19 protein-coding genes and 3 pseudogenes are annotated in these 22,883 nt (G+C 70.1%); 12 read left to right on the top strand and 10 right to left on the bottom strand.

What is annotated here, in order from left to right; all coding sequences use genetic code 11:
• The first annotated feature begins 76 nt into the window (after nt 1-76).
• Together OO54_RS35375 and OO54_RS35370 are read left to right on the top strand one after the other, a co-directional pair.
• Nucleotides 77-649, top strand: coding sequence for a DUF4383 domain-containing protein (locus OO54_RS35375; RefSeq protein WP_033210897.1), 573 nt, complete (start codon nt 77-79; stop codon nt 647-649).
• Nucleotides 650-827: 178 nt separating this feature from the next.
• The gene (locus OO54_RS35370; protein WP_033210894.1) at nt 828-1,718 is read left to right on the top strand and encodes an SDR family oxidoreductase; all 891 of its coding nucleotides are present in this window, start codon (nt 828-830) and stop codon (nt 1,716-1,718) included.
• 68 nt (nt 1,719-1,786) lie between these two features.
• On the opposite strand, the gene OO54_RS35365 is transcribed toward OO54_RS35370, so the two are convergent.
• A complete protein-coding gene (locus OO54_RS35365; protein ID WP_234439596.1) occupies nt 1,787-3,103 on the bottom strand; it encodes a glycosyltransferase in 1,317 nt (438 codons plus the stop codon).
• 251 nt (nt 3,104-3,354) lie between these two features.
• Here OO54_RS35365 and OO54_RS35360 point away from each other — a divergent pair, with 251 nt between their 5' ends.
• Both OO54_RS35360 and OO54_RS44290 read left to right on the top strand, forming a co-directional pair.
• Entirely contained in the window at nt 3,355-5,487 is a 2,133-nt protein-coding gene (locus tag OO54_RS35360) for a glycosyltransferase family 4 protein (RefSeq protein ID WP_051787571.1), read from the top strand.
• A gap of 119 nt (nt 5,488-5,606) precedes the next feature.
• Nucleotides 5,607-6,666, top strand: a pseudogene (locus OO54_RS44290) (cryptochrome/photolyase family protein); the annotation flags it as partial.
• Between the two features lie 47 nt (nt 6,667-6,713).
• On the opposite strand, the pseudogene OO54_RS47815 reads toward OO54_RS44290, so the two are convergent.
• The 3 genes and pseudogenes from OO54_RS47815 to OO54_RS35345 form a co-directional block, all read right to left on the bottom strand.
• A pseudogene (locus OO54_RS47815) lies at nt 6,714-7,499 on the bottom strand (FAD-dependent oxidoreductase).
• Nucleotides 7,500-7,559: 60 nt separating this feature from the next.
• Nucleotides 7,560-7,943 (bottom strand): DUF6479 family protein, encoded by a 384-nt coding sequence (locus tag OO54_RS35350; protein WP_033210891.1) that lies wholly within the window; start codon nt 7,941-7,943, stop codon nt 7,560-7,562.
• A gap of 269 nt (nt 7,944-8,212) precedes the next feature.
• Nucleotides 8,213-8,518, bottom strand: a pseudogene (locus OO54_RS35345) (FAD-dependent monooxygenase); the annotation flags it as partial.
• A gap of 304 nt (nt 8,519-8,822) precedes the next feature.
• On the opposite strand from OO54_RS35345, the gene OO54_RS35340 reads away from it, so the two are divergent.
• Both OO54_RS35340 and OO54_RS35335 read left to right on the top strand, forming a co-directional pair.
• Nucleotides 8,823-9,584 carry an isocitrate lyase/PEP mutase family protein gene (locus OO54_RS35340; protein ID WP_033210885.1) on the top strand — a complete coding sequence of 254 codons (762 nt, stop codon included), beginning with the start codon at nt 8,823-8,825 and terminating at the stop codon, nt 9,582-9,584.
• 388 nt (nt 9,585-9,972) lie between these two features.
• Nucleotides 9,973-11,361 carry an aspartate ammonia-lyase gene (locus OO54_RS35335; protein ID WP_033210882.1) on the top strand — a complete coding sequence of 463 codons (1,389 nt, stop codon included), beginning with the start codon at nt 9,973-9,975 and terminating at the stop codon, nt 11,359-11,361.
• Between the two features lie 101 nt (nt 11,362-11,462).
• Here the strand turns inward: OO54_RS35335 and OO54_RS46905 are convergent, their stop codons facing one another.
• Entirely contained in the window at nt 11,463-11,741 is a 279-nt protein-coding gene (locus OO54_RS46905; protein ID WP_033210879.1) for a pre-peptidase C-terminal domain-containing protein, read from the bottom strand.
• A complete protein-coding gene (locus OO54_RS46900; RefSeq protein WP_051787563.1) occupies nt 11,738-12,415 on the bottom strand; it encodes a hypothetical protein in 678 nt (225 codons plus the stop codon). Before OO54_RS46900 ends, OO54_RS46905 begins: the two co-directional genes overlap by 4 nt.
• Nucleotides 12,416-13,118: 703 nt before the next feature.
• Here OO54_RS46900 and OO54_RS35320 point away from each other — a divergent pair.
• The 6 genes from OO54_RS35320 to OO54_RS35295 all read left to right on the top strand — a co-directional run bounded on the left by OO54_RS35320 (nt 13,119) and on the right by OO54_RS35295 (nt 19,583).
• Nucleotides 13,119-14,060 carry an ABC transporter substrate-binding protein gene (locus OO54_RS35320; RefSeq protein WP_051787561.1) on the top strand — a complete coding sequence of 314 codons (942 nt, stop codon included), beginning with the start codon at nt 13,119-13,121 and terminating at the stop codon, nt 14,058-14,060.
• A gap of 2 nt (nt 14,061-14,062) precedes the next feature.
• The gene (locus OO54_RS35315) at nt 14,063-15,013 is read left to right on the top strand and encodes an amino acid ABC transporter permease (protein WP_033210878.1); all 951 of its coding nucleotides are present in this window, start codon (nt 14,063-14,065) and stop codon (nt 15,011-15,013) included.
• Nucleotides 15,010-15,774 carry an amino acid ABC transporter ATP-binding protein gene (locus OO54_RS35310; RefSeq protein WP_399524581.1) on the top strand — a complete coding sequence of 255 codons (765 nt, stop codon included), beginning with the start codon at nt 15,010-15,012 and terminating at the stop codon, nt 15,772-15,774. Before OO54_RS35315 ends, OO54_RS35310 begins: the two co-directional genes overlap by 4 nt.
• A complete protein-coding gene (locus OO54_RS35305; protein WP_033210875.1) occupies nt 15,771-16,988 on the top strand; it encodes a M20/M25/M40 family metallo-hydrolase in 1,218 nt (405 codons plus the stop codon). Before OO54_RS35310 ends, OO54_RS35305 begins: the two co-directional genes overlap by 4 nt.
• Before the next feature lie 134 nt (nt 16,989-17,122).
• Complete coding sequence (locus OO54_RS35300) at nt 17,123-18,415, top strand: cyanophycinase (protein WP_033210873.1); 1,293 nt, start codon at nt 17,123-17,125, stop codon at nt 18,413-18,415.
• A 217-nt stretch (nt 18,416-18,632) separates the two neighbouring features.
• The gene (locus OO54_RS35295; RefSeq protein ID WP_033210870.1) at nt 18,633-19,583 is read left to right on the top strand and encodes an ABC transporter substrate-binding protein; all 951 of its coding nucleotides are present in this window, start codon (nt 18,633-18,635) and stop codon (nt 19,581-19,583) included.
• A 48-nt stretch (nt 19,584-19,631) separates the two neighbouring features.
• Here the strand turns inward: OO54_RS35295 and OO54_RS35290 are convergent, their stop codons facing one another.
• The 4 genes from OO54_RS35290 to OO54_RS35275 form a co-directional block, all read right to left on the bottom strand.
• A complete protein-coding gene (locus OO54_RS35290; protein WP_033210867.1) occupies nt 19,632-20,510 on the bottom strand; it encodes a MurR/RpiR family transcriptional regulator in 879 nt (292 codons plus the stop codon).
• Nucleotides 20,511-20,902: 392 nt separating this feature from the next.
• On the bottom strand, nt 20,903-21,142 hold the full coding sequence (locus tag OO54_RS35285) for a chaplin (RefSeq protein ID WP_033210864.1): 240 nt from the start codon (nt 21,140-21,142) through the stop codon (nt 20,903-20,905).
• A 452-nt stretch (nt 21,143-21,594) separates the two neighbouring features.
• Nucleotides 21,595-22,335, bottom strand: a complete 741-nt coding sequence (locus tag OO54_RS35280; RefSeq protein WP_033210861.1) for a peptidoglycan recognition protein family protein — start codon at nt 22,333-22,335, stop codon at nt 21,595-21,597.
• Nucleotides 22,335-22,580 (bottom strand): hypothetical protein, encoded by a 246-nt coding sequence (locus OO54_RS35275; RefSeq protein WP_033210858.1) that lies wholly within the window; start codon nt 22,578-22,580, stop codon nt 22,335-22,337. Before OO54_RS35275 ends, OO54_RS35280 begins: the two co-directional genes overlap by 1 nt.
• Between the last annotated feature and the right edge of the window lie 303 nt (nt 22,581-22,883).

Genomic DNA, 22,883 nt, shown 5'->3' with positions numbered 1-22,883 from the left:
AGGCTTCTAGTGATGTTCGCGCGCTTGGGGTCCTGGGACCGGGCAGATCCGAGCGGGGACGATCCGGGGAGCGACTGTGCGATTGAAGGATGAACTGCCCGTGGATCACCACCTCGCCACCGTGTACCGCGTGGGCGCGGCGCTGTGCGGGTGCATCCTGCTCGTGTTCGGCTGTCTGGGTTTCGCGGACGCGCTCAGCTCGTTCGACACCTCCGGCGACCGCATCGCGGGGATGACCACGAACACTGCCTTGAGCGTCATCTCGGTGGTGGTGGGCCTCGCCCTGCTGACCGGTGCCCTCGTGGGCGGAAACGTCGCCTCCACCGTGAACGTGGTGGTGGGAGGAACGTTCCTGATCAGCGGCTTCTATCACCTGTTCGTACTCGACAGGCCGGCGAACTTCCTGGACTTCGGCATGACCAACGTGATGTTCAGCTTCGTCATGGGGCTGCTCATCCTGACGTTCGGGATGTACGGACGGGTGTCCGGCAAACTGCCCCACGACAACCCCTACTGGCGCCGTCGGCACCCCCGTCAGGCTGCCGCGGAATCGCTCGCGGAGCGCCGCGCCGCCGGTGGAGCGGTACTGCCCCGAACCGACCGCACCACACCGCAGGGACTCCCCAGGGGCGCCGATCCAGGAGTCTGACCGCTGACGAAGGCCGACGTTCGCGGTCTCGGTTGCGGTGCGGGAACAGCGCAAGCACACAGCCCGCAGCCGGAGTCGGCTCCTCGGAAGGGTCTCCCGGGGAGACGAGAGCGTCAGCAGCCCGCCGGGCGAGACCCACCACGAAGGCTCTGCCCCACCCACACAGAGGGAGACACCCGTGACCAGCTTCCGGGAGTTGCAAGGACGAACCGTGGTCGTCACCGGCGCCGCCCGTGGCCTGGGCGCCGCCCTGGTCCGCCTGCTCGCTGCACGCGGTTCGAGGGTGGCGCTGCTGGGACGTGATCACGCCACCCTCCTGGCAGTCGCAGCGACGCTCGACGCCGAGAGCCACGTGGTGGAGGTCGACGTCACTGACGAAGCGGGGATGCGCGGGGCCGCCGCGGAGGTGAGCCGGACGCTCGGCCCGCCGTCGGTCGTCATCGCCAACGCCGGGGTCGCGGAAGGCGGTCCGTTCGAGTCCTCCGACCCCGACCTCTGGCGGCGCGTCGTGGAGGTCAACCTCGTGGGCAGCGCGGTCACCGCGCGTGCCTTCCTGCCCGGGCTCTTCGCCACCCGGGGCTATTTCCTTCAGGTCGCCTCGACCGCCGCCTTCGGCGCTGCTCCCATGATGAGCGCCTACTGCGCCTCCAAGGCGGGTGCCGAGGCCTTCGCCCGCTCCCTCCGCGCCGAGCTGTCACACCGCGGCGTCGGGGTGGGGGTGGCGTACCTGCACTGGACCGACACCGACATGATCCGGGACGTCGACCGCCACGCGGTCCTGCGCGAGCTGCGGGGGCACATGCCGGCCCCCGCCCGCCGCGTCTACCCGGTGAGCCAGGTCGCGGCCTGGCTCGTGCGGGGCGTCGAGCGGCGCTCCGCCTCCGTCTACGCGCCGCCGTGGCTGCGGCTCGCCCAGGTGGGACGACCGGTCTTCCCCTTCGCGGTCGACCTGCTCTCCCGGCGAACGCTGCCCGGGCTCATGCGGGAGCACACCTTCGAGCAGACCGGGCTGCTCGGCGAGGGCGGGCGCATCGAAGAGAGGCTGATCGACCGCTCCACCATCCCGTGAGCGAGGGGCGGGCCCCCGGTCCCTCACCACCAGCGGCTCCCTCATGCGCTGGTCCGGACGCTGTCGTCTCACGACATCACGCCCATGAGTCTGCTCGCCATCCAGTCAGGGCCGCGCTGTCCGACCCGGTGAGACCACTGTCGGAGACCCGGGGGAGTTTCATCGAGGAGGCGGCGAAGGGCAGACCCCGCCGTCCTGCCGTCCAGTCGCGACGGGTCGACGCATCGCGCGATCCCGGCCCGCTCGGCGTCGTGGGCGATGGAGAACTGATCGCTGGAGAAGGGCAGGACGAGCGCCGGCGTCCCGGAGGCCAGAGCCTCCGTGAAGGAGTTGTTCCCGCCGTGGTGGACGATCGCGTCGACCTTCCCCAGGAGCCGGCGTTGAGGCACCGAGTCGTCGATGTGGACATCGGGTCCCGCCAGGTGTGACAGGGCTGCCGCACGGTCGCCCGCAGCCACGATCGCGGCCGCGTCGGGGACGTGGCTCCGTAGCCCCTGCACCAGGAGCGCGAGCACGTCGTCACGGGCGGAGAGGAACGTACCGAGGGCCATCAGCACCACACGCCGCCGAGTCTCCTTCAGCCGTCGCAGCACGTCCTCCCACTCCTTGCCCGACCCGGACTCGTGGGCGGGCACGCAGTGTCCTCCGTAGACGAAGGCCGTGCCGTTCTCCGGACGCCCGGGCAACCAAGGAAAGTCCGGGTAGTTGAACAGCACCGCGTGGGGTGAGGCCAGAGCGAAGGCCCGGCCAGGAGGCCGGACGGCCGGAGCATGGCGGCGCGCCACCTCGGCGAAGCGTCGGGTGAATGCCGCGTCGACGGCGCGTGCCGCCTGGCGTAGTTCCTTGAGACCGTCGTCCGTTGGGCGGACCGCCTCCGGCCACGCGTAGGGCACACCGAAGAGCCCCTCCTCGGAGGCGGGTACATAGGTGGGATGGCCGGGGCAGAAACTGGCGTAGCGCAGCCCCAGGCAGTGCAGGGCCAAGGTGACCGGATAGCTCAGCTGGTCGACCAGGTACCAGTCCGGTGCCAGACGGGCGTCGAGGACGCGGATCCGTGCCAGTGTTCCCTCCGGGTCCGGCAGCATGTCCAGCCCGCGGTGGCGGCATTGCGTGAGGAGTGCGGAGACCGCTCCGCGCCGGGTGGAATCGAGGAACTCGTCGAGGCGGTCGCGTTCCCCGACCGCCTGACGGGTACTCCGAGCCACCCCGGTGTTCGCGTTCCGAGTGACGGTGAGGGGGACGAACGCCACGTCCGCGCGCTGTGCGAACCCCTCGAAGTCCGGACCGGACGCGAAGAGGACGTCGGCGCCTGTGCGGGCGAGAGCCCCGGCCAGCACGGAGAGCGGCTGGGCGTGCGAGACGAACGGAGGACTGATGACGACCACGCGCGGACCGCGGCCTCTGGGGGGTGACGGCTCCATGGGGACGATTTCGTCTCCCGCCGCGGAGCCGGATGCACCGGCGCCGCCATCGCGCCTGCGGCCCGTACCGTGATCCGGTCCGGCATCGTCCCGCAGTCCGCCCCGTAGCCCGGCCTTCGCGATCACGAACGTCCGCGCCGTGCCCGGGCGATGCATCCGAGACTCCGGTCGGTGGCGAACAACTGCAGTCCGATCGTTGTCGACGAGGAGCCGCGATGAAACACTCTCGCCCTGTTACGGCTCACGCGGGACACCGACCGCGGCGCTCCCCGCGTACTCTGCCCGAGCCCTTCCTGGCCGCGCGGGCCGGGCACTGGGGAAGGTCCGTAGACGGCTCTCCGGGCTGGTCGAGCACCCCGAACCTCCTGGCGGAGCTCGTACGGGCCGAGTACCACCGGGACGGCCCGGCACACGGCCCCTCGACGCTCGCCTCACCCCAGGACCTGTCCCTGGCCGGGCTGAGGAGGCGGCTGCGGCTGGGGAAGGTCCCCACACCGGAAGAGTGCGTCCGGTTCCTCGAAGCCTGTGGCCACACCCGGGCCGCGGTCTTCGACGCCTGGCCTGACGTCGTCCGGCTCCACGGGCCGATGAGGTCGCAGACCGCGCTGCGCACCGCCCTCCGGGCCGGTCGCGCACCCGAGGCGGTCCCGCAGATGCTGGACCTCGCCGCCGCGGCTGGTCTGCGGCCCCTCACCCGGACCGAGCTCGTCGCGGCGGCGTCGGGGACCGCCCCGGTGTCGGGTTCGGCTCCGGCCCCGGCGCCTGCATCCGTACGTCGGGTGCGGCACGCCGCCTGGCGTCTCCTCGCCTCGATGGGCGAGCGCTCCTGGATACCGGACGTCCACGAAGCAGCGGACGCGTACGAGAGGGCACTCCTGACCGCGCTGGGGGAGGGACCCCCGGTCGGCCCGGACACGGCCGACCTGCGGCCGGGCCTCTTCGTCGCCCAGTCCATGCTGATGGGACACCTCGACCGCCCGGGCGAAGGGATGAGCGGTGGACTCGGCGTCCTTCTCGGCTCCCTCGGGGACGCCCTCGCGGACACCGGGGACGTCGGCGGCGTACTGACGGTCGTGACGGCCGACACCACCGCGTTGGAAGCCGACCCGCTCCTCCTGCGCCGGCGGGGTCGGAGGCACTGGGTTCTCAGGATCCCCGTGGACAGCGATCACCAGATCCGCCCCGAGGAGGCGGGAACGCACCGGGAGGCGATGGCGTGGTGGGCGACCGTCCTTCTCACCTCGCTGCGCAGACCGGTCGACGTCCTGCACGTCCGCTACGCCGACGACGGCTCGCTCGCCCTCGCCGAAGCCGCGCGCAGGGCCGGGACCCGCCTGGTGTTCACCGCCACGCCGGACCCCCATCGCCAGATGACCGAGCGGTACGACGTTCCCGCCGCCGACCCGCACGCCCTCCGGGACGATCTGCACCGCGTCTTCCTCGCCGACCGGCTGGTGGAGCGGGCGGACCGCGTCGTGGGAATCGCGGGACGGGACGGGGGAGCGGCGGAACTCGTGCGGTACTTCCCCCAGCTGGTGGACCGGTACGCCGGAGGTGCTCCGAGCGCTCCGCCGGAGGGCATACCGCCGTACTCACCGCCCGCACACGGGGCCCGGCGGCGTGGCGTGCTCCTCCGGACGATCGACGCCGCCGTCGAGCCGGACTCTGCGGCCGGGGGTGCCGCTTCCTCGGTACTGCTCAGCGTGGGCCGGCTTCACCCGGTGAAGCAGCAGGACCTCCTGGTCCGGTCATGGATCGCCTCGGGGTGCCACCGGCATGCCGTCCTGGTGCTCGTCGGGGGCAGCCCGCACTCCCGAGATCCCGTCGAACGCATGATGCGCGCACGCATCGAAGAGGCGCTGCGAGCTTCTCCCGAAGCGCGGCGGCGACTACTGCTCCTTCCGGCCCTTCCCAACGCGGAGGTCCGCATGCTCGAACGAGCCCTCGCCGACCCCACGAGGCGAGTCACCGCGCGGTACGTGTGCCCCAGCGCCAAGGAGGAATTCGGCCTCGCCCTGCTCGAAGCCATGGAAGCCGGGCTGCTCGTGGCGGGCCCCCTGCGAGGCGGCGTGCCGCACTACGTGGCCGACGGCCGCAACGGCCTGCTCATCGACACCTCCACCTCGCGGACGCTCGGAGAGGGACTCACCCGTCTGCTCGCGGTCGACGACGAACAGGCGACGACCATGGCCGCACGCGCTCGAAGCCTCGTCAGGTCCACCTACTCGTCCACCGCCATGGCCCGCGCACTGGCCGAGCACTACGCGGCGGTGACCGCGCTCCACGACGCCGGAGCCGACGGGACGCGCCGCTCGGACGACCCCGCCCCACCCGTGATCGTGTCCTGAGGCGAAGAGGGCCGTGCCGACGCAGGCGCAAGAAGCACCCGAGCGGGTCTCGTGGCGCTGCATCCGGAAGCGCGGCGCGCAGAGAAGATCGCTCAAAGCCTGACGCCCGGTTCACCGGAGTCATCGCATCATGTCCGATCAGCACGATCCCGCCCCCGCGCGGTTTCCTCGTCGGACGCGATCAGTTCGTCCCCTGGGCACGGTCACGAGAAGGCCGAGGACTGTGGCTGGAGGCCTTCTACCGGCACGTGCGCAAGGACCATGCCGTCCTGATGGACGGTGACCGGCCCGCGGGTGGCACGTGGAACCTCGACCACGACAACCGAGAGCCTCCGCCACGCGGAGCATCGACGCTCAAAGCCCTCGCTCCGTACCGGGCGCGTGAGGACGACATCGACGCCGAGGTCCGCCACGACCCGGACCGCTGGGAACGCAGCGGGGACGTGTCGTTCGTCGGCCGCGACGGGCCTCGCATCTTCCCCGCCGACCGTCGAGAGGCGCTCGCCGCACTCCGGCGTTTCATCGGACACCGGCTGGCGGACTTCGGGTGCCTACGGGGACGCCGTGCTGGCCGCAGACCCCACCATGAGCCACAGTCCGCTGTCGTCCTCGCTCGATCTGGGCTTGCTGGATCCGGCCGAGTGCGTCGAACAGGCTGAGGCCGCCTGGCGGGCCGGCGACGCTCCTCTGAACTCGGTCGAGGGTTTCGTCAGACAGGTCGCTGGATGGCGGGAGTACGTCTGGCATCTCTACTGGTACTTCGGCGAGGACTACCGCGCTTCGAACACGCTGCGACACCACGCTCCCCTGCCCTCCTGGTGAACCGACCTGGACGCCGACGCCGTGACGGCACGTTGCCTGTCGACGGTCATCCGCCAGGTCAGGGACACCGGTTGGACGCACCACATCCCCCGCCTCATGGTGCTCGGCAGCCACGCCCTCCAGCGGGGCTGGGGTCCAGCTGCGGTGACCGACTGGTTCCATGGCTGCTTCGTCGACGGCCACGACCGGGTCATGCTCCCCAATGTGGTGGGCATGACCCACTACGCCGACGGCGGCCTCCGCCGTCTACTGGCGCACAACGCACGCATCTCCCGTGCGGTACGGGGGCTCGATCGGCTCACCGACCTACCGGAGCTGCTGCGCCAAGAACGCGAGCGCGACGACGGCCCGCCGTGAACCGACGGCGGGTCGAGGGGCCTCCTCCGCCCGGCCGGAGGAAGCGCTCACCTCCTGTCCGGAGCGCAACCGAGATCGGCCAGGACCTCTCGGGCGGCTCGGGTACCGGAGGCGAGGGCACTCTGCGGTGACCCCGTCGTCCGATGGTCGCCGCACACGTAGCGGCCGGCACCCAGGCGGGTGGTCCGGGTCAGTGGATGCGGCGGCGGCACGGCCGGCAGTGCGTCGGGCGCCGTGACCTGATGGACGGTTTCCCAGCGACGCGTGTCCGTCCCGTACGCCTCGGCGAGAGCCTCTCGAAGTTGCCCGTCCCGTTCGGGGGAGAACTCTCCGAGCACGGAGGTCGACACCAGGGCCCGGCCGTCCCCCGAAAAGCGATGTGCGTCGTGGTGTCGGACCGGGAACGCAACAGTGCCGCCGGCTCCAGCATGTCTCGGGCCGACAGCACTCCCACAGCGAGCAGGTCTCTCGGCGAAGCAGCCCGGCCGGTCAGCAGGTCACCACTGCGGCGGAGGTCCCGCGTGGGATCGGTGAATCGTCGGATCCCACCCACGGTCGACACGAGAACGGTCGGGCTGAACCGGCGAAGCCGCGGTCGTCTCAGGTCAAGCCGCCTCTTGACCTGCGGGTACGACGTGTTGGAGACCTGGAATCCGCGGTCGACCGTGAAACCCGCGACCTGATCGGTGCCCGTGCGGCCATCGGGTGACTCGTCCGCCTCCAGGAGCCTGACAGCAACCCCCGCAGGCGGCGAGGTCCGCCGCACACGCCAGGCCGGCCGCACCGGCCCCGACGACGATGACGTCCGAACGTTCTCTCCCTGACACGACCATGGGGCCACTCATCGTTGGCGACGCTCTCCTGGGCGTGCAGGGCCGACCCGCACTGCTCGATCAGTCGCCGTGCCCTGTCCCACCACTGCCGAAGCCGCCGCTGGAGATGCCGCGCCACTTGCGCTTCTCTTCGCTCGGGGGTTCAGCGTCGGCCTCACCCGTGTTCTTGAGGTTGTAAGGCATGAGGCGGTGCTCCCCATCGGTCACAGGGACCTCGGAGGGCTTGCGGTATTCGGTCATCTCACCGGGCAGCTGATCGGATTCGGGCCGGTGGGGTTGCGATTCCGGATCGGGAGGCGGGAGTTCCTTGTTCTTGACCCGAATCCCGAACGCGAAGGCGCCGATCAGTACCGCCACGACGACCAGCCCGCCAAGCACCTGGGCCAGTCCGGACTGCCAGACGCCGGCCGCGAGTACCGGCCCTTCCAGAAGATGCGTGTGCATGGTGCATACCTCGCTGTGGCTCGGGGATGCTCGAACCTCGCTCCGAGAGTCGGCAACGTCACAGATCCGTTCCCCATGGGGACCGGACTTGGATGCACCCCGGCCATGGGACTCGGCTGTCGCCCCGCCTTGAGCCACAGGACGGGCGGAAGGTGATACGGCTCTTGGCCTCCCCCCGCTCCTGCCTGCGCTTTGCTGCTGATGTACCCCCGAGCGCGGGGTGAGGGGATACCTGGGGTAGCGGCGGGGGAGTCCCGCGATGTCGCTGGTCAGGATCGCTGGACTCGCTCGAAGAGGGCGAGGGCTTCGGCGGGGTCGGGGCTCACGAGGCCTTCCAGTCCGGCTGCCGTGATCTGCGCCCACCTGCCGGCGCGTGCCCACATGCGTTCCTCGAAGGCGCGGACGACTCGGTCCGGTTCTCCGTTGCCGGTGGCGATGGACTCGGCGAGCTCGGCGCCCTCCGGCATGGCGAGGTTCGCGCCCGCTCCCAATGGGGGCATCAGACGGGCGGCGTCGCCCAGGAGCGTCACCCCGGGAACGTGGGTCCAGGTGTGGGACACGGGGAGGACGTAGAGGCATGACCGCCACAGCCGGATCATGCCACCCGCCGGCACCGACGCCTCAGCCGTTATCACGCACCAGCTCGTAAGCGCGGAGGCGGCCCGGCCGTCCGTGGAGCGTCGAGAGGGGCGTCCATCACGACAAGGCCGGCTGGGGCGTGTCGGGTCGGGCGGGTGGGCAGTGCCCGGCTTCGCGCGACCGGGCAGCCCGCCGTGGACGGAAGGGCGGACCTCCCGCGAGGAGGCGTGCCGCAATTCCCCGGATGAGGCGGCGCCCTGTCAGTGCTGTTTTGTGTCGAAGCGGGGGTAGCGTCCGGATATGGACTTCCGTACGACCGTTGAGCGCGCTCAACGCCTCAAGCAGATGCACGCTGACCACAAGCCGCTCGTGCTACCCACCGTCTGGGATGTCTGGTCCGCGCGGACGGCGGTCGCCGCCGGGTTTCCGGCGCTGACCGTCGGCAGCCATCCGCTCGCCGACTCCCGCGGGGCTGACGACCATGAGGGGCAGACTTTCGGAGAAGTGCTCGACGCTGTCCGGAGGATCACCGTCTCGGTCGACGTTCCCGTGTCGGTGGACCTGGAGGCGGGTTACGGACAGCAGCCCGCAGATCTGATCGCCGGACTCGTCGAGGCCGGTGGCGTCGGTCTCAACCTCGAGGACACGGTTCACTCGGAGGGTGGGCGCATGCGCGGCACGCGGGAGCATGCCGACTTCATCGCCGGTCTCCGCTCGGCGGCCGACGACGCCGGAATCCCGGTATGGGTCAACGGGCGTACCGACGTGTTCCAGAACGCCGACGATGCCTCCGCCGTGCTGGACGAGGCGATCGAGAGGCTGCGGGCCATGGAGCAGGCGGGAGCCGACAGCGTCTACCCGGTGAGCATTCAGGACAACGACGCCCTGCTCGCGACTGTGATCGGCGCTGTCGCCATTCCGGTGAACACCACGGCCCACCCCGTCAAGCACGACCTCGAGCACTTCCGCCGTCTCGGCGTCGGCCGGATCACTTACGGGCCGTTGCTGCAATTCGCCATGGCGGACGCGATGAAGGACATGCTTGCGCCCTGGGCGACCTGAGTGCCTGCAGCGCCGAAGCTCACGGGCGGAGGCGGCCGGTGGGCTGCCGCCGGGGGCTCGCTGCTCGCCGGTGACCGGGGCGGGGGTTGGCGGGTCCGCTGACGGGCTCACGCGCCGAACGGCTGCACGGGACCTGGTGCAGCAGAACACGCCGACCTGCCGTAAGCCGCTCGGCGAGGTCTCGTGCGACGTCGAGTGCCCGAGGGGGCCGGTCCGGGCTGTCGCTGCCCGGCGTGGCGGACTTGCCGTTCCTCGTGCCGGAGGTGCGCGAGCGGCCCGAGCCCCGCCGGATCGGTAATAAAAATTTCGAACGACCATTGAAGTGCATATCTGTAATACCTGATACTTGTCGATAGGAAGAGCAGCTCGCCAAGGTGAAGGGGTCGGTATGCAGCGCGAGGAGCATGACCTGATCGGTGCCCGGGAGGTGGATGCCGAGGTGTACTGGGGCATCCACACCCTCCGGGCACTGGAGAACTTCCCGCTCACAGGGATACCGTTCTCGTCGCATCCCGAGCTCGTCGTCGCTCTCGCCGACGTGAAGGCGGCGGCGGCGTCGGCGCACCTGGACCTCGGGACGCTTCCCGAGGAGCGGGGGCGGGCCATCGTGCGTGCGTGCCGGGAGATCCGAGAGGGCCGCCTCCACGACCAGTTCGTCGTGGACGTCCTTCAGGGCGGTGCGGGTACCTCGGCGAACATGAACGCCAACGAGGTCATCGCCAACCGGGCACTGGAACTCATGGGACACGGGCGCGGCGAATACGAGCACCTGCACCCCAACGACGATGTGAACCGGTCGCAGAGCACCAACGACGTCTACCCCACGGCGGCCAAGCTCGCCCTGTATGCGGCTGCGGGACGACTGCTGGATGCCATGACGCTGTTGCGTAACGCCTTCGCCGAGCGAGGCGGGGCGTTCGCCAAGACCGTCAAGCTCGGCCGCACCCAGTTGCAGGACGCCGTGCCCATGACGTTGGGCCGGGAGTTCGACGCGTTCGCACTCACCGTGCGCGACGATGCCGAGCTCATCGGCCTCGCGGCGGATGGTCTCCTGGACGTCAACCTGGGAGGGACGGCCATCGGTACCGGTCTCAACGCCGACGCCGGGTTCGCCCGCCTGGCCATCGGGCACCTCGCCGTCGTCTCGGCGGCGCCGGTCCGGGCCGCCCATGACCTGGTGGAGAGCACGCAGGGGGTCGGGGGCTTCATCCGGCTCTCCGGTGCCCTGAGGCAGTTCGCCCTCCGCCTCTCCAAGATCTGCAACGACCTCCGGCTCCTGGCTTCGGGCCCTCGGGCCGGTCTGGGCGAGATCAGGCTGCCGGAGTTGCAGGCCGGGTCCAGCATCATGCCGGGCAAGGTCAACCCCGTCATGCCCGAGGCGGTCAACCAGGTCTGCTTCGACGTGATGGGGGCGGACGCCGCGGTGTGCGCGGCGGCCCAGGCCGGGCAGCTCCAGCTGAATGCCTTCGAACCCCTGATCGTTCATCATCTGCTCAACTCGGCCAATCGGTTGAGCGCCGCGTGCGCTCTCCTCGCCGAACGCTGTGTGGCCGGCGTCCAGGCGGACGAGGAGCGCCTGCGGCTTCTCGTGGAGGGCAGTTCCGGACTTGCCACCGCTCTCAACCCGGTGATCGGCTACCAGCAGGCCACGGCTCTGGCCCGCCGGTGTCAGGAGACGGGTGTGCCCGTCCGGGAACTCGCGGCCCGCGACGGGCTGCTCCCCGAAGAGCGGCTAGCCGAGCTGCTCGACCCGCAGCGGCTCGTTCGGCCTGTCTGAGACTGCGGCCGCACGCGCGAAGCGGTCGGAGGGCGTCCTCGGTTCGGGAAACCCGTGGCCGGACCACATGCGGGTCTGGCCACGGGGTGCGGGGGAACCGGTCAGCTCTTGGTCACGGTGCAGTTGTAAGCGGCGGTTCCGGAGCCGCTGTACGCCTCCAGGTCGAGGTAGTAGGTGCCTGTGCCGGATCCGGTTCTGGTGAAGGAGAGGGACTCGTCGGTGCCGGCTCCGTCGTTGACGGAGCGGGTCAGGGTGCTGCCGTTGGCGTCGAGCCAGTACAGGTCGGCGTCGTAGGCGGAGGGGACGGCGCAGTTCACGGAGACGGTCCGGCCCGAGGAGAGGTTCAGGGTGAAGTAGTCCCGGTCGCCGGTCGACTTCATGTTCCCGGTCGCGGTGCCGGGGACGTCAGCGCGGTGGCGTCGTCAGCCGTGTCGCGGGTGTCGTTCGGCTCGCTCTCGGCAGCGGTGGCACCACCGCCCTGGCTGCCGCAGTCGGTCACCGGGGTGCCGTTGTAGAGGTTGGGGTAGACGACGCCGTTGGTGACGCTGCGGAGGTAGTAGCCGCAGGTGGGGCGGTTCTTGAAGTCGAAGGTCGAGCCGGGCGTCAGGCGCCAGATCTTGAAGTTCGAGTAGGTCAGCGGCTTCCTGTCGACGGCCTGTTCCGGCTGGTGGTCGGCGAGGACGACGTACGCGTCCTTGCCGTACTGGGTCGCCGTGCCGTTGCGGTCGAGGAACAGCGACCCGCCGCCCTCCTCCACCCCGACGCCCCAGGCGGCGCCGCCCGGGGCGAGACCGTCCTTCACCGCACGGGCGAGGAACGACATCGTGCGACCCATGCGGTCGCGCGTGACGAAGTGCGAGTCGTTGACGACCGCGCCGTAGTCGGCCCACTCGAACATGCCGGTGGTGAAGCTGATGTATCGGTCGTAGGGGTTGGCGAGGGCTTCTGCGCTGGTGACGCTGCCGTTGCACGCGTCGTAGACGATCGGGCTGTTGATGTGATGGCCCGCGCTGCCCCCGCCGGAGCCTCCGCCCTTGGCCACCACCGACTCCACGGAGGCCTCCAGGGCCGTTCCCTTCCAGGCGGCGTAGCGGCACTGGTCGCCGCCCGCGAAGTAGACGAACTCGGCGTTGCGGACATCGGTGTTGACCTGGCTGTTGTTGCCGTCGTTCGCCGCCGTGAGCGTCCACGTCGTACACGAGTTGACCCCGGCCAGCCCGGTGACGGCGTCGCACTCGGGAGTCTTGCTTCCCGATGTCGGCGACGATACCGCCGGCGCCGTTCATCGTGAACGCCGGGCCGTTCCACGACGCACGGGCGGCATCGGCCGTGTTGCCGAGCCGGATCCTGTCGGCCGCCGCGTGCGCCGGCTGATGCACCACCAGCGCTGTCGCGATCGCGGCGAGTCCGACCGCAGTCGAAGTGAACCTGAGTGAGCGGAGTGGCATCTGCGCTCCAAGCGAGGGGAATCGATCCGGTCCGCCGTGGCCCCACACGGTCCAAGGGCGTTGGTTGCGGAACATACAAGTAATGGAAATGAAGCGGAAGATGTAAGGCAACTTCGACCTTCGTTTGCCTGTTCGCGGGAAAATTTCGGCGTCAAAACAGTCATTTTGCCCATACCGCCCCAGCTGGAGGCGCGTTACGTGAACGTAATGAGGTTTACATCTAGCCAGCAAAGGAGTTGATCTGTAATTTCTCCGCTGTGCCTGACGGCCAGAATCCGTCGGCAGGAAACCACCGAGAGGTTCCACGCGATGAACGCTCGTATCGCACGCCCCGCCGCGGCCGCCGCTCTCGCGGCCGCCGTGCTCGTGTCCCTGACCGCCTGCGGCGGTGAGGACGCCGCCGCCCCGCCCGGCAAGGTCGTCATCGCCGGCGCGGAGATCGTCAAGGACCAGAAGCTCCACGATCTCCTCCCGGAGAAGATCAAGAAGGCGGGTGAGGTCCGCGTCGCGACCGACGTCCCGTACCCGCCGTTCGAGATGTTCGTGAAGGAGGGCGAGCCCACCCTGACGGGGCTGGACTACGACCTGGGCCAGGCCCTGGGAGCGAAGCTCGGGGTGAGGTTCACCTTCACGCCGCAGAAGTTCGACGGCATCGTCCCCGCCATCCAGGCCGGCAAGTTCGACGTCGCGTTGTCGGCCATCACCGACAACAAGGAGCGGCAGAAGGTCGTCGACTTCGTCGACTACTCCCAGTCCGGCTCCGGCATCCTGGTCGCCGAGGGCAACCCGTCGAAGGTGACCACCCTGGACGACCTCTGCGGGCAGAAGGTCGCCGTCCAGACGGCGACCAACCAGCTCGACCTCCTGAAGTCCCACCAGGCCGCCTGCTCCACCGCGGGCAAGGGGAAGATCGACATCCAGACCTTCCCCAAGGACTCCGACGCCCAGCTCGCCCTGCGGTCCGGCAAGGTGATCGCCCAGGTCCTGACCAAGCCCGCCGCCGGGTGGGTGGCCAAGACCGCGGACGGCGGCAAGGCCTTCGACCTCGCCGAGGACCCCGCCGCCCCGGGGGGTTACAACGCCTCGCCGAACGGCATCGCCGTCAGCAAGCAGCTCCCCGAGCTGACGGACGCGATCCTCAAGGCGCTCCAGGCCCTCATCGACGACGGCGACCTCGTCCACATCTACAACAAGTACGGCGTCGCGTCGATCGCCATACCCAAGGCCACCAAGAACGCGGCGGTTGACTGAAGATGATCGACACCAAGAGCCCGTCCGCGACCACCACGCGCGCGCAGGAACTCGAAGTCGTCCCCGTCCGCAACTACGGACGCTGGGTCGCGGCGATCGCCTCCCTGATGGCGCTCGTCGGTCTGGTCGGCTCCCTCGCCAAGAACGACAACCTGCGCTGGGACATCGTCGGCGACTACCTCTTCGCCGACCTCATCTTCGACGGCCTGGCCACCACGCTCTGGCTGACCGCCGCCGCGATGCTCCTCGGCTTGGGGCTCGGCACGCTGATCGCCGTCATGCGGCTCTCGTCCAGCCCGGTGCTGTACGGTCTCGCCAACGCCTTCGTCTGGGTCTTCCGCGGCACCCCGCTGCTCGTCCAGATCATCTTCTGGGGCTACGCCGCCGCCCTCTACAAGTACGTGAAGATCGGCGTCCCCTTCACCGACATCACGTTCTTCCAGGCCGAGACGAACGCGCTGCTGACACCGGCGATCGCCGCCCTGCTCGCCCTCGGCCTCAACGAGGCCGCGTACGCCTCCGAGATCGTCCGTGCCGGCATTCAGTCCGTCGACCCCGGCCAGGCCGAGGCAGCGCACTCGCTCGGTATGCGTCCCGCGCTCACCATGCGCCGGATCGTACTGCCCCAGGCCATGCGCGTGATCATCCCGCCCATGGGCAACGAGACCATCAACATGCTGAAGATGACCGCCCTGGTGTCGGTCATCTCCGCCCACGACCTGATGTCGAACATCCAGGACGTGTACGCCCAGAACTACCAGGTCATCCCCATGCTGGTCGTCGCCAGCATCTGGTACCTGGCCCTCGTCACCCTCCTCGGCGTGCCCCAGGCCTGGCTGGAACGGCACTACGGACGCGGCACCACGCGTGCCGGTCACGTCTCGCCCTTCCGTCGTCTGCTCGGCGGGACCGTGGAGCGGCTCGGCAAGAACAGCAAGGAGCAGAGCCGATGAGCACTCCCATGGTGCGTGCCGAAGGCGTCCGCAAACACTTCGGAAGGCTGGAGGTCCTCCAGGGGATCGACCTGACGGTCGAACGCGGCCAGGTCTGCTGCCTGCTCGGCCCCTCCGGATCGGGAAAGTCGACCTTCCTCCGCTGCATCAACCACCTGGAGAAGGTCGACGGCGGCAAGCTCACCGTCGACGGCGAACTCGTCGGCTACCGCCAGCACGGCGACAGGCTCCACGAGCTGCGCGAGCGCGAGGTCGCGGACCGCCGCCGGGACATCGGCATGGTCTTCCAGCGCTTCAACCTCTTCCCGCACATGACCGCCGTCGAGAACGTCATGGAGGCCCCGGTCAAGGTCGCCGGCGTCTCCCGCGCCGAGGCCCGCGAGCAGGCCCACGCCCTCCTGGAGCAGGTCGGGCTCGGCGACCGCGCCGGGCACTACCCGGCCCAACTGTCCGGCGGACAGCAGCAGCGCGTGGCCATCGCCCGCGCCCTCGCCATGAAGCCCAAGCTGATGCTCTTCGACGAGCCGACCTCGGCCCTCGACCCCGAGCTCGTCGGTGACGTCCTGGACGTCATGCGGCAGCTCGCCGCCGACGGCATGACCATGGTCGTCGTCACCCACGAGATCGGCTTCGCCCGAGAAGTCGGCGACACCGCCGTCTTCATGGACGAGGGAGTCGTCGTCGAGGCCGGCGACCCCCGGCGGGTACTCGTCGACCCGGAGCAGGAGCGCACCCGCGCCTTCCTGTCCAAGGTCCTGTGAGCGCCCCCGCCGGCCGGCAGGAGAAGCTCGACCACTTCCTCGACCTGGCCCAGGCACTCCGGCCCCGCTTCCTGCACGACCTCGAGCAACTCGTCTCCATCGACTCGGGCTCCTACAGCGCCGACGGCGTCAACCGCGTCGCCGACTGGATCGAGCGCAGACTCGAACGGATCGGCTTCGACGTCCAGCGCGTGCGCTTCCCGACCGCACCCGACGGCCACCGGACCGGTGACGCGCTCATCGGCCGCAGGCGAGGCGGACTCTCCGAGGCGGCAGGCGGCCGCAGGATTCTCCTCGCCGCCCACATGGACACCGTCTTCGAGGACGGCACTGCCACGGCCCGCCCCTTCCGCGTCGACGGATCCGTGGCATACGGACCCGGCGTCAGCGACGACAAGGGAGGACTGCTCGCGGGTCTCACCGCCCTGGAGATACTCGGCGAGTCCGGCGTCGACGCCTACGACGAACTGGTCTTCCTCGCCACCCCCGACGAGGAGATCGGCTCCCCCGCGAGCCGGGCGCTCATCGAGGACACGGCAAGGGGAATGCACTACGGTCTCGGCCTCGAATGCGCCAGGGAGAACGGCGACCTCGTCATCGCCCGCAAGGGAGTCGCCGACTTCCGCCTCACTGTCACCGGACGGGCGGCCCACGCCGGGATCGAACCCGAGCGGGGAGCGAATGCGGCCCTTGCCGCCGCCCACCTCACCGTCGCGCTCCAAGCCCTCAACGGGCACTGGGGAGACGTGACGGTCAACGTCGGGGTGGTCCGGGCCGGTACCCGCGCCAACATCGTCTGTCCCGAGGCGGAGCTTCGCATCGAAGTCCGCGCCGCCACGACTGCCGACATCGAACGGGTCCGCCGGGCCATCAAGGAGGCTGCTGACCACCCCGGCGTCCCCGGCGTCACCGTCGAGGTCGAGCAGCTCGACCTCTGCCCTCCCATGGAGGACACCGCAGCCTCCCGGCGGATGCTCGTCCATGCCCAGCGGGCCGCCGGCGCGGCCGGCATCGCACTGGGCGCCGCCGCGACCGGCGGAGTGGGAGACGCCAATCTGATCGCCGGCACCGGAGTCCCCGTCCTGGACGGCCTGGGACCCGTCGGAGGCGCCGACCACACTCCCCAGGAATGGCTCGACACCGCCAGCGTGCCCCACCGTGTCGCCATGCTCGCCGGCATGATCACCTCCCTCGGCGACGCCGGCACCACCTGAACGACGCCGGCGCGCTGCGGAGCCGCCCCGTCTCCCTCCACGCCGCGCCGGCCGAGCGGGCGGACCGACACGTGCTCGGTCCGCCCGACAGGCATACGAGTCCCACCACCCCCTCTCCCGACCTCGGAGGCACCATGCGCGTCCCGCCCCGCCCCGCACGCCGCACCGTCCTCGCCTGCAGCCTTGCCGTCGCACTCGTCACCGGCGTTTCCGCCGCACACGCCGAACCCCGACAGGGCCGGACCCCTACGGGCTCCCTCGTGCTGGTCGGCGGGGCACTCAAGGAGAGCAACACCCAGATCTACGGGGAGATCATCAAGCGGGCCGGCGGCCCGCAGGCCCGTATCGGCGTCATCACCGCCGCCTCCGTGCCCCAGAGCCAGGACCCGAACGCCGGCGACCCCGACCTGTGCAGCAACTCCGCCTGCAACGGCGCTTACTACGCCGACCTGTTCAAGAGGCACGGAGCCGCCGACGCGCAGTGGATCCCCGTCGACATCGACCATGTGGCCAACGCCGACTCCGACGCCGTCGTCGCCCAGGTCGAGTCCATGACCGGCTTCTTCTTCGGAGGAGGAGACCAGTACCGCTACGTCACCACCCTCCTCCGCGGCGACGAGCACAAGGACTCCAAGGTGCTCGCCGCCATCCGTGCCAAACTCGCCCACGGCGCCGTCATATCCGGCTCATCCGCCGGCGCCCAGATCGCCTCCGGCCCCGACATGGTCAGCGGCGGCGAATCCTACGAAGCCCTGCGGGACGGCAGCGCGCCCGGCTACTTCGACGACCCGACCCGCCTCGGGTACCTGCCCCGAGGAGGCTTCGGCTTCCTCCGGACCGGCCTCGTCGACACCCACACCAGCGCCTACGGACGCGAAGGCCGGGCCCTGCGTCTCGCCGCCGACACCGGCCACGACCGTGTCTACGCCCTGGAGGAGAACACGGCCCTGGTCGTCGACCGACCCGGCACCGACCGCGAGCACATGACCGTCCTCGGCCCGAACGGCGTCGCCGTCCTCGACCTGCGCGACGCCCGCGCCCACGACTCCGCGAACGGCTGGACCCTCCGCCGCGCCCGGTACAGCTACCTCACCGACGGCGACCGGTACGACGCCCGCACCTGGACCCCGCGCATCGCCCCCGTCAAGCACCCCCTCACCCCCGACAACACGACACCCGTGCCGGCCAACGACGACGTCTTCCACTCCGCCTCGAACCCGGACGGCAGCCCCTACTCCTTCCGGACCACCGCCCGGGCCCTCGCCTCGACGCGGGCGCAGAACAGCGCGACGGCGACGACCTTCGAAAGCGGACCGCGGTTCACGGTCACCCTCACCAAGGCACGAGGGTTCGCCGCCTTCACCGACGACGACACCACCGCCCGGACCCTCGTCGCCCTGCAGGTGGACATCGCACTCCAGCGGTGAGCCGAACGGCTGGGCAGGCCTCGTCCGCCCCCCCTGCCCAGCCGTTCCCCTGCCCGGCCGCATGCGACCGGGCCACACGTCGGGGAGACCGCCCGGTACAGGGCCCCGTCGCACGATCCCCTCGGCCGCGTCGATCCGGCCGGCCCCGGCCGCGCCCACCGGACCGGATGGGCGCCGCCCTCCTCCCGTCACCACCGAGAAAGGCCGCTCCCTCACCATGCGTACCCGTACCGCGCTCATCTCCGTCGCCGCCCTGGCGATTCTCACCTCCGGATGCGGGGCTCCGTCCGATACGCCGGCCGCCCGCGACGGATCCCGGACGGCAGGACCCGTCGCAGTCCTCCCGGACCTCACCGTCAGCCCGGACCCCAAGCTCCACGCGATGCTCCCCGAGGCCATCCGTGCCTCCGGCACCGTCCGCGTCGCCACCGACGTCCCCTACCCGCCCTTCGAGATGTTCACCGAGGAGGGGAGCACCCGGATCACCGGAATCGACTACGACCTCGGCCAGGCGATCGGGGCCCGGCTCGGAGTCACCTTCCGCTTCGAAGCGCAGAAGTTCGACGGAATCCTGCCGGCCGTCCAAGCCGGTAAGTTCGACGCCGTCATGTCGGCCATGACCGACAAGAAGGCCAGGCAGAAGTCCGTGGACTTCGTCGACTACCTCAACGCCGGCCCCGGCTGGCTGGTCAGGAAGGGCAATCCCGAGCACATCACCGTCGTGACCGATGTGTGCGGAAAGCCCGTGGGGGTTCAGACCGGAACCAACCACCAAAAGCTCCTCCAGCAGCGTCAGGAGCTCTGCAAGGCGAAGGGCCTGGCGCCCATCGAGATCCTCGCCTTCTCGAAGGACTCCGAGGCCCAACTGGCCCTTCGCAGCGGAAAGGTCATCGCCGACTACCTCGACGAGGTCACGGCCGCCTACGTCGCCACCACGGCGGACGACGGCAAGACCTTCTCCACCGTCACCGGCCGCCCTGCCGTCGGAGAGTACAGCGCCTCTCCCATGGGGATCGGCGTGTCGAAGGACCGCCCCGGACTCAAGGAAGCCATCCGGGCGGCCCTGCAGTCCCTCATGGACGACGGCTCCTACCGCAAGGTCCTCATGAAGTACCAGGTCCCGAACATCGGGATTCCCAAGGCGACCGTGAACGGGGCGCTCGACTGACCCTCCCTGCGCACCGTGGGCAGCACGGGTCGGCCCCGAGGCCCGGCCTCACAGGAGGCCGGTGCGACGGGCGACCCTCTCGGCGGCCTTCATCCGCTCGTGGCCGTCGCCGCCGATCCGATCGAGGACGGCGGCGACGAGGGACTCGACGATGGCCATCGACGGCGTCAGGCTGTCGTACGGAGAGTCGGAGGAGACCTGGGTGATGAGCACGACGTCCGCGTGGGCGGCGGCGGGGGAGAGCCACGGGTCGGTGAACACGATGACCTTGCCGCCCCGCTCCCGTGCCAGTTCCGCGATGAGGGTCTTGTCGGTCTCGTAGCGCCTGTAGTCGAACAACACGGTGACGTCCCGGCGCGCGAGTTGCGTGAGGAACGACGTGCGCTCCACGTCCTTGTGGGGCACCAGGCTCACCTGGTCGCGGAACTGCATCAGATGCAGGCCCAAGTACTCGGCCAGGAGGTGCGTGAAGCGTCCGCCCGCGAGGTGCACCCTGCGCCTGGGGTCGGCGAGGAGACCCACCGCGTCCTCGAACTCATGAGGCGCCACCTCCTCGAAGGTCCGAGACACCGCCTGCTGCACGAGCCCCGCGCGTTCCCCGAGAGAGGGCGCGGAGGAACCCCCCGCGGACGTCGCCGCGTCCTGCTCCGCGTCTTCCGCGGCCGTGTAGAGGGTGATCGGCGAGGCGTTGCGCGCGTCGAGCTCGGAACGGAGGGCGGCCTGCAGATCGGGGAAGCCCCGGTACCCCAGGCGCGCGGCACACCTCAGCACGGTGGGCGCCGAAACCCCGGCGCGTTCCGCGATCGTCGCGACGGTCTCGAAGACCGCGGAGGGATACCCCGCGAGCAGGACCCGCGCGACCTTCCGCTCCGCGGGGCTCAGTTCTCCGAGCCGACCACGAATCTCATCGGCCAGAGTGAGGCTCATGGGTTTCCCTCCTCCGGCGGAAGCTCGCCGCGGGCTGTGGACAGCCGACTGAGCCGCGCGGTCCGGTCTCTGTTTCAGAATGCTGGACTTCAGGCCGTAAATGTATCGTCCATTACGGAATCTGAACAGTCGCTGGAGTCCGGACCACGAGAGGGCCAGGAGGAGCGGGCCGAATCGCCTGGTGGGCGTGCGCCGCCCGTCAGGGGATCGCCCGCCGGCCAAGGCCTCGGCAGCCGCTTGGACCGAGGAGCTCCAGAGACCGCCGGCGCCGGTGAAGCGCGGGTCGGCGCCCACGGTGGCGGAGCGGCGGACCCCCGGCTCGCCGAGAGGGACCGCGAGCGGTGTGAATCCGTCCACGGTCCCCGCTCAGTGGCAGCCGACCCCTATGCCCCTCAGTGGTTCACGCAGAGGTTTCCGAACGAGGGGTTGAGCAGTCCGATCACCGTCACCGTGTTGCCGCACGCGTTGACTGGCACGTGGACCGGGGCCTGGATCAGGTTTCCGGAACCCACGCCGGGGGAGTGGGCCGCCACGCCCTCGGCCCAGCTGTCGGCCGACGCGACCGACGCTCCTCCGGCGACGACGGCGCCCGTCACCAGGGTCAGGCCGGCACTCTTCCACGCACGAGACATGGCAACTCCTCATTCCTTCGACTGTCGGCGCTCGAGAACAGGGCGCCGCGCATCCCTTGTGGTCTGCACGTGTGCTTCGAAGTCAGAAGTGATGGAGGATGGCTGCCTGACGGCTATTCACCCCATCGGGTTACTGGGCGGGACCCGACCTGGGAGCTTGCCGAACGGTCGTCGCCGCGGTCAGACGGGTCTCCGCGCGGGGGCTACGTGATCGATCGACATCCTGATCGCGATGGCGTTGGCCGGTCGGCATGCCGAGACTGCTTGCCGATCGTCTCCTCCTCCGCCATGGCGGGAGTCCGACCTCGAACCGTGGGCGGCGTAGGGGAAGGCGGACGTGGTGGGCGACCCCGAGTGGCCGGTGTCCGTCGGTTTCACGGGCGTCCAGGGCCACGAAGCAGCAGTCAGGCCCACATCCCTCCTGATGTGGGCCTGACATTTGACGAGGGAGGTCAGGCGAACGCGGCGCTCCAGGTGGCCGGCCCGACGACGCCGTCCACCGTCAGCGCTTTGCGTGACTGGAAGTTGCGGCAGGCCGCGTCGGAGCCCTGTCCGTACTGGCCGTCCACGGTGAGGGAGTAGCCGTGGGCGCTGTTCATGCGGAACTGCCAGGTCGCCACGCTCGCGTGCACGAAGCTCGGGGGCTGGCGGAAGCTGACGCCGGGGTAGGGCAGAGGGCCGCCGCCGGGGTTGACCGCACCACTGACGACGTGGGCGTACAGGTCGCCCGGACAGCCGGTCGCATGGTGGTCGCGATGACCCGTGATGGCTGGCGCGGCGCCGCCCGACACGCGGAGGCGGGTGATGCCGTACCGGATGGCGTCGATCAGCCCCGGTGTGATCACGTCGTAGTCGCCGCTGGTTCCCCCTGTCAGCGCACAGACCGCGTACCAGTCGTCATTGCCCTGTGTGGTGCCCTGGGCCGCGGTGCGCACCTTCTCGCCGCGTCCCTCGAAGAGGAAGCCGTGGACGCAGGCCAGATGGCTGTAGGCGACGTCGGACCAACCGTTCGTGTCCATGTGGAAGTTCTGGATGCCCCGCACCTGAGCCGCGCAGTCGGTGTGGTCGGACTCCGCCACCTTGACGGCGTCGACGTGGTGGACGACCACGCCGCCTTGCTCCGGGGTGATGTTGCCGCTGACTTCCCGGGCCGCCCGGGCGCCCCACTGTGCGCGGGTGACGAACGTGGCCATCAGCTCCCGCCTCCTCGGCCCACAGCGCACTCGACGGCGGCGTTCAAGGGCTCGGCGTGGGCGTTGCGGGCGGCTGCGGAGCTGTAGATCGCGCCGCTTTGGCGCGGGTGGGTCACGAAGGGGTTCTTGTCGCTCTTCGGCGAGGGGCCGGAAGCACGGGCGGTTCCGGCGCCGATGGCGGGCAGTGCGAGCGCACTGCCGACTGCCGCGAGGAGCGCGGCGCGGCGCGAGGGTCCTCTGGTCAACGGTCCTCCTGCTGGAGTGAGTGGTCGTGATGGTCCGGGGCGCGGGGTGTTCGGTGCGGGAATGCGGCGACACGCCGACGCCCCGGTGCCGGCGCCCGCCCGCCGTCGAAAGGTGTGTCCGACGGCGAGCAGGAATGCCGTGTCGGCTGGGCAGGCTGCCGGCCTGGCACACGTGTACCAGGCGGACGGGGAGGAGGTCAGCAACCGCCGCAGTTGTAGAAGGTCACGTCCCAGTGGTTGCCCTCGTCGGCGTAGACGTTGCCGGCGCCGGACTTCCACTGCGGGGCTCCGTCGCCGCGCAGC

The sequence above is a fragment of the Streptomyces wedmorensis genome (assembly GCF_000716445.1).
In the GTDB taxonomy this organism is placed as follows: domain Bacteria; phylum Actinomycetota; class Actinomycetes; order Streptomycetales; family Streptomycetaceae; genus Streptomyces; species Streptomyces wedmorensis.
The sequence above is the reverse complement of the archived record's forward strand: the minus strand, read 5'-3'. Positions and strand labels throughout refer to the sequence as shown.

Bases quoted from the DNA above. Each gene is read 5' to 3' on its own strand.
- OO54_RS35360 (WP_051787571.1), top strand. From the start codon at position 3,355: ATGAAACACTCTCGCCCTGTTACGGCTCACGCGGGACACCGACCGCGG.
- OO54_RS35350 (WP_033210891.1), bottom strand. From the start codon at position 7,943: ATGCACACGCATCTTCTGGAAGGGCCGGTACTCGCGGCCGGCGTCTGG.
- OO54_RS35340 (WP_033210885.1), top strand. From the start codon at position 8,823: ATGGACTTCCGTACGACCGTTGAGCGCGCTCAACGCCTCAAGCAGATG.
- OO54_RS35335 (WP_033210882.1), top strand. From the start codon at position 9,973: ATGCAGCGCGAGGAGCATGACCTGATCGGTGCCCGGGAGGTGGATGCC.
- OO54_RS46905 (WP_033210879.1), bottom strand. From the start codon at position 11,741: ATGAAGTCGACCGGCGACCGGGACTACTTCACCCTGAACCTCTCCTCG.
- OO54_RS35320 (WP_051787561.1), top strand. From the start codon at position 13,119: ATGAACGCTCGTATCGCACGCCCCGCCGCGGCCGCCGCTCTCGCGGCC.
- OO54_RS35315 (WP_033210878.1), top strand. From the start codon at position 14,063: ATGATCGACACCAAGAGCCCGTCCGCGACCACCACGCGCGCGCAGGAA.
- OO54_RS35310 (WP_399524581.1), top strand. From the start codon at position 15,010: ATGAGCACTCCCATGGTGCGTGCCGAAGGCGTCCGCAAACACTTCGGA.
- OO54_RS35300 (WP_033210873.1), top strand. From the start codon at position 17,123: ATGCGCGTCCCGCCCCGCCCCGCACGCCGCACCGTCCTCGCCTGCAGC.
- OO54_RS35295 (WP_033210870.1), top strand. From the start codon at position 18,633: ATGCGTACCCGTACCGCGCTCATCTCCGTCGCCGCCCTGGCGATTCTC.
- OO54_RS35290 (WP_033210867.1), bottom strand. From the start codon at position 20,510: ATGAGCCTCACTCTGGCCGATGAGATTCGTGGTCGGCTCGGAGAACTG.
- OO54_RS35285 (WP_033210864.1), bottom strand. From the start codon at position 21,142: ATGTCTCGTGCGTGGAAGAGTGCCGGCCTGACCCTGGTGACGGGCGCC.
- OO54_RS35280 (WP_033210861.1), bottom strand. From the start codon at position 22,335: ATGGCCACGTTCGTCACCCGCGCACAGTGGGGCGCCCGGGCGGCCCGG.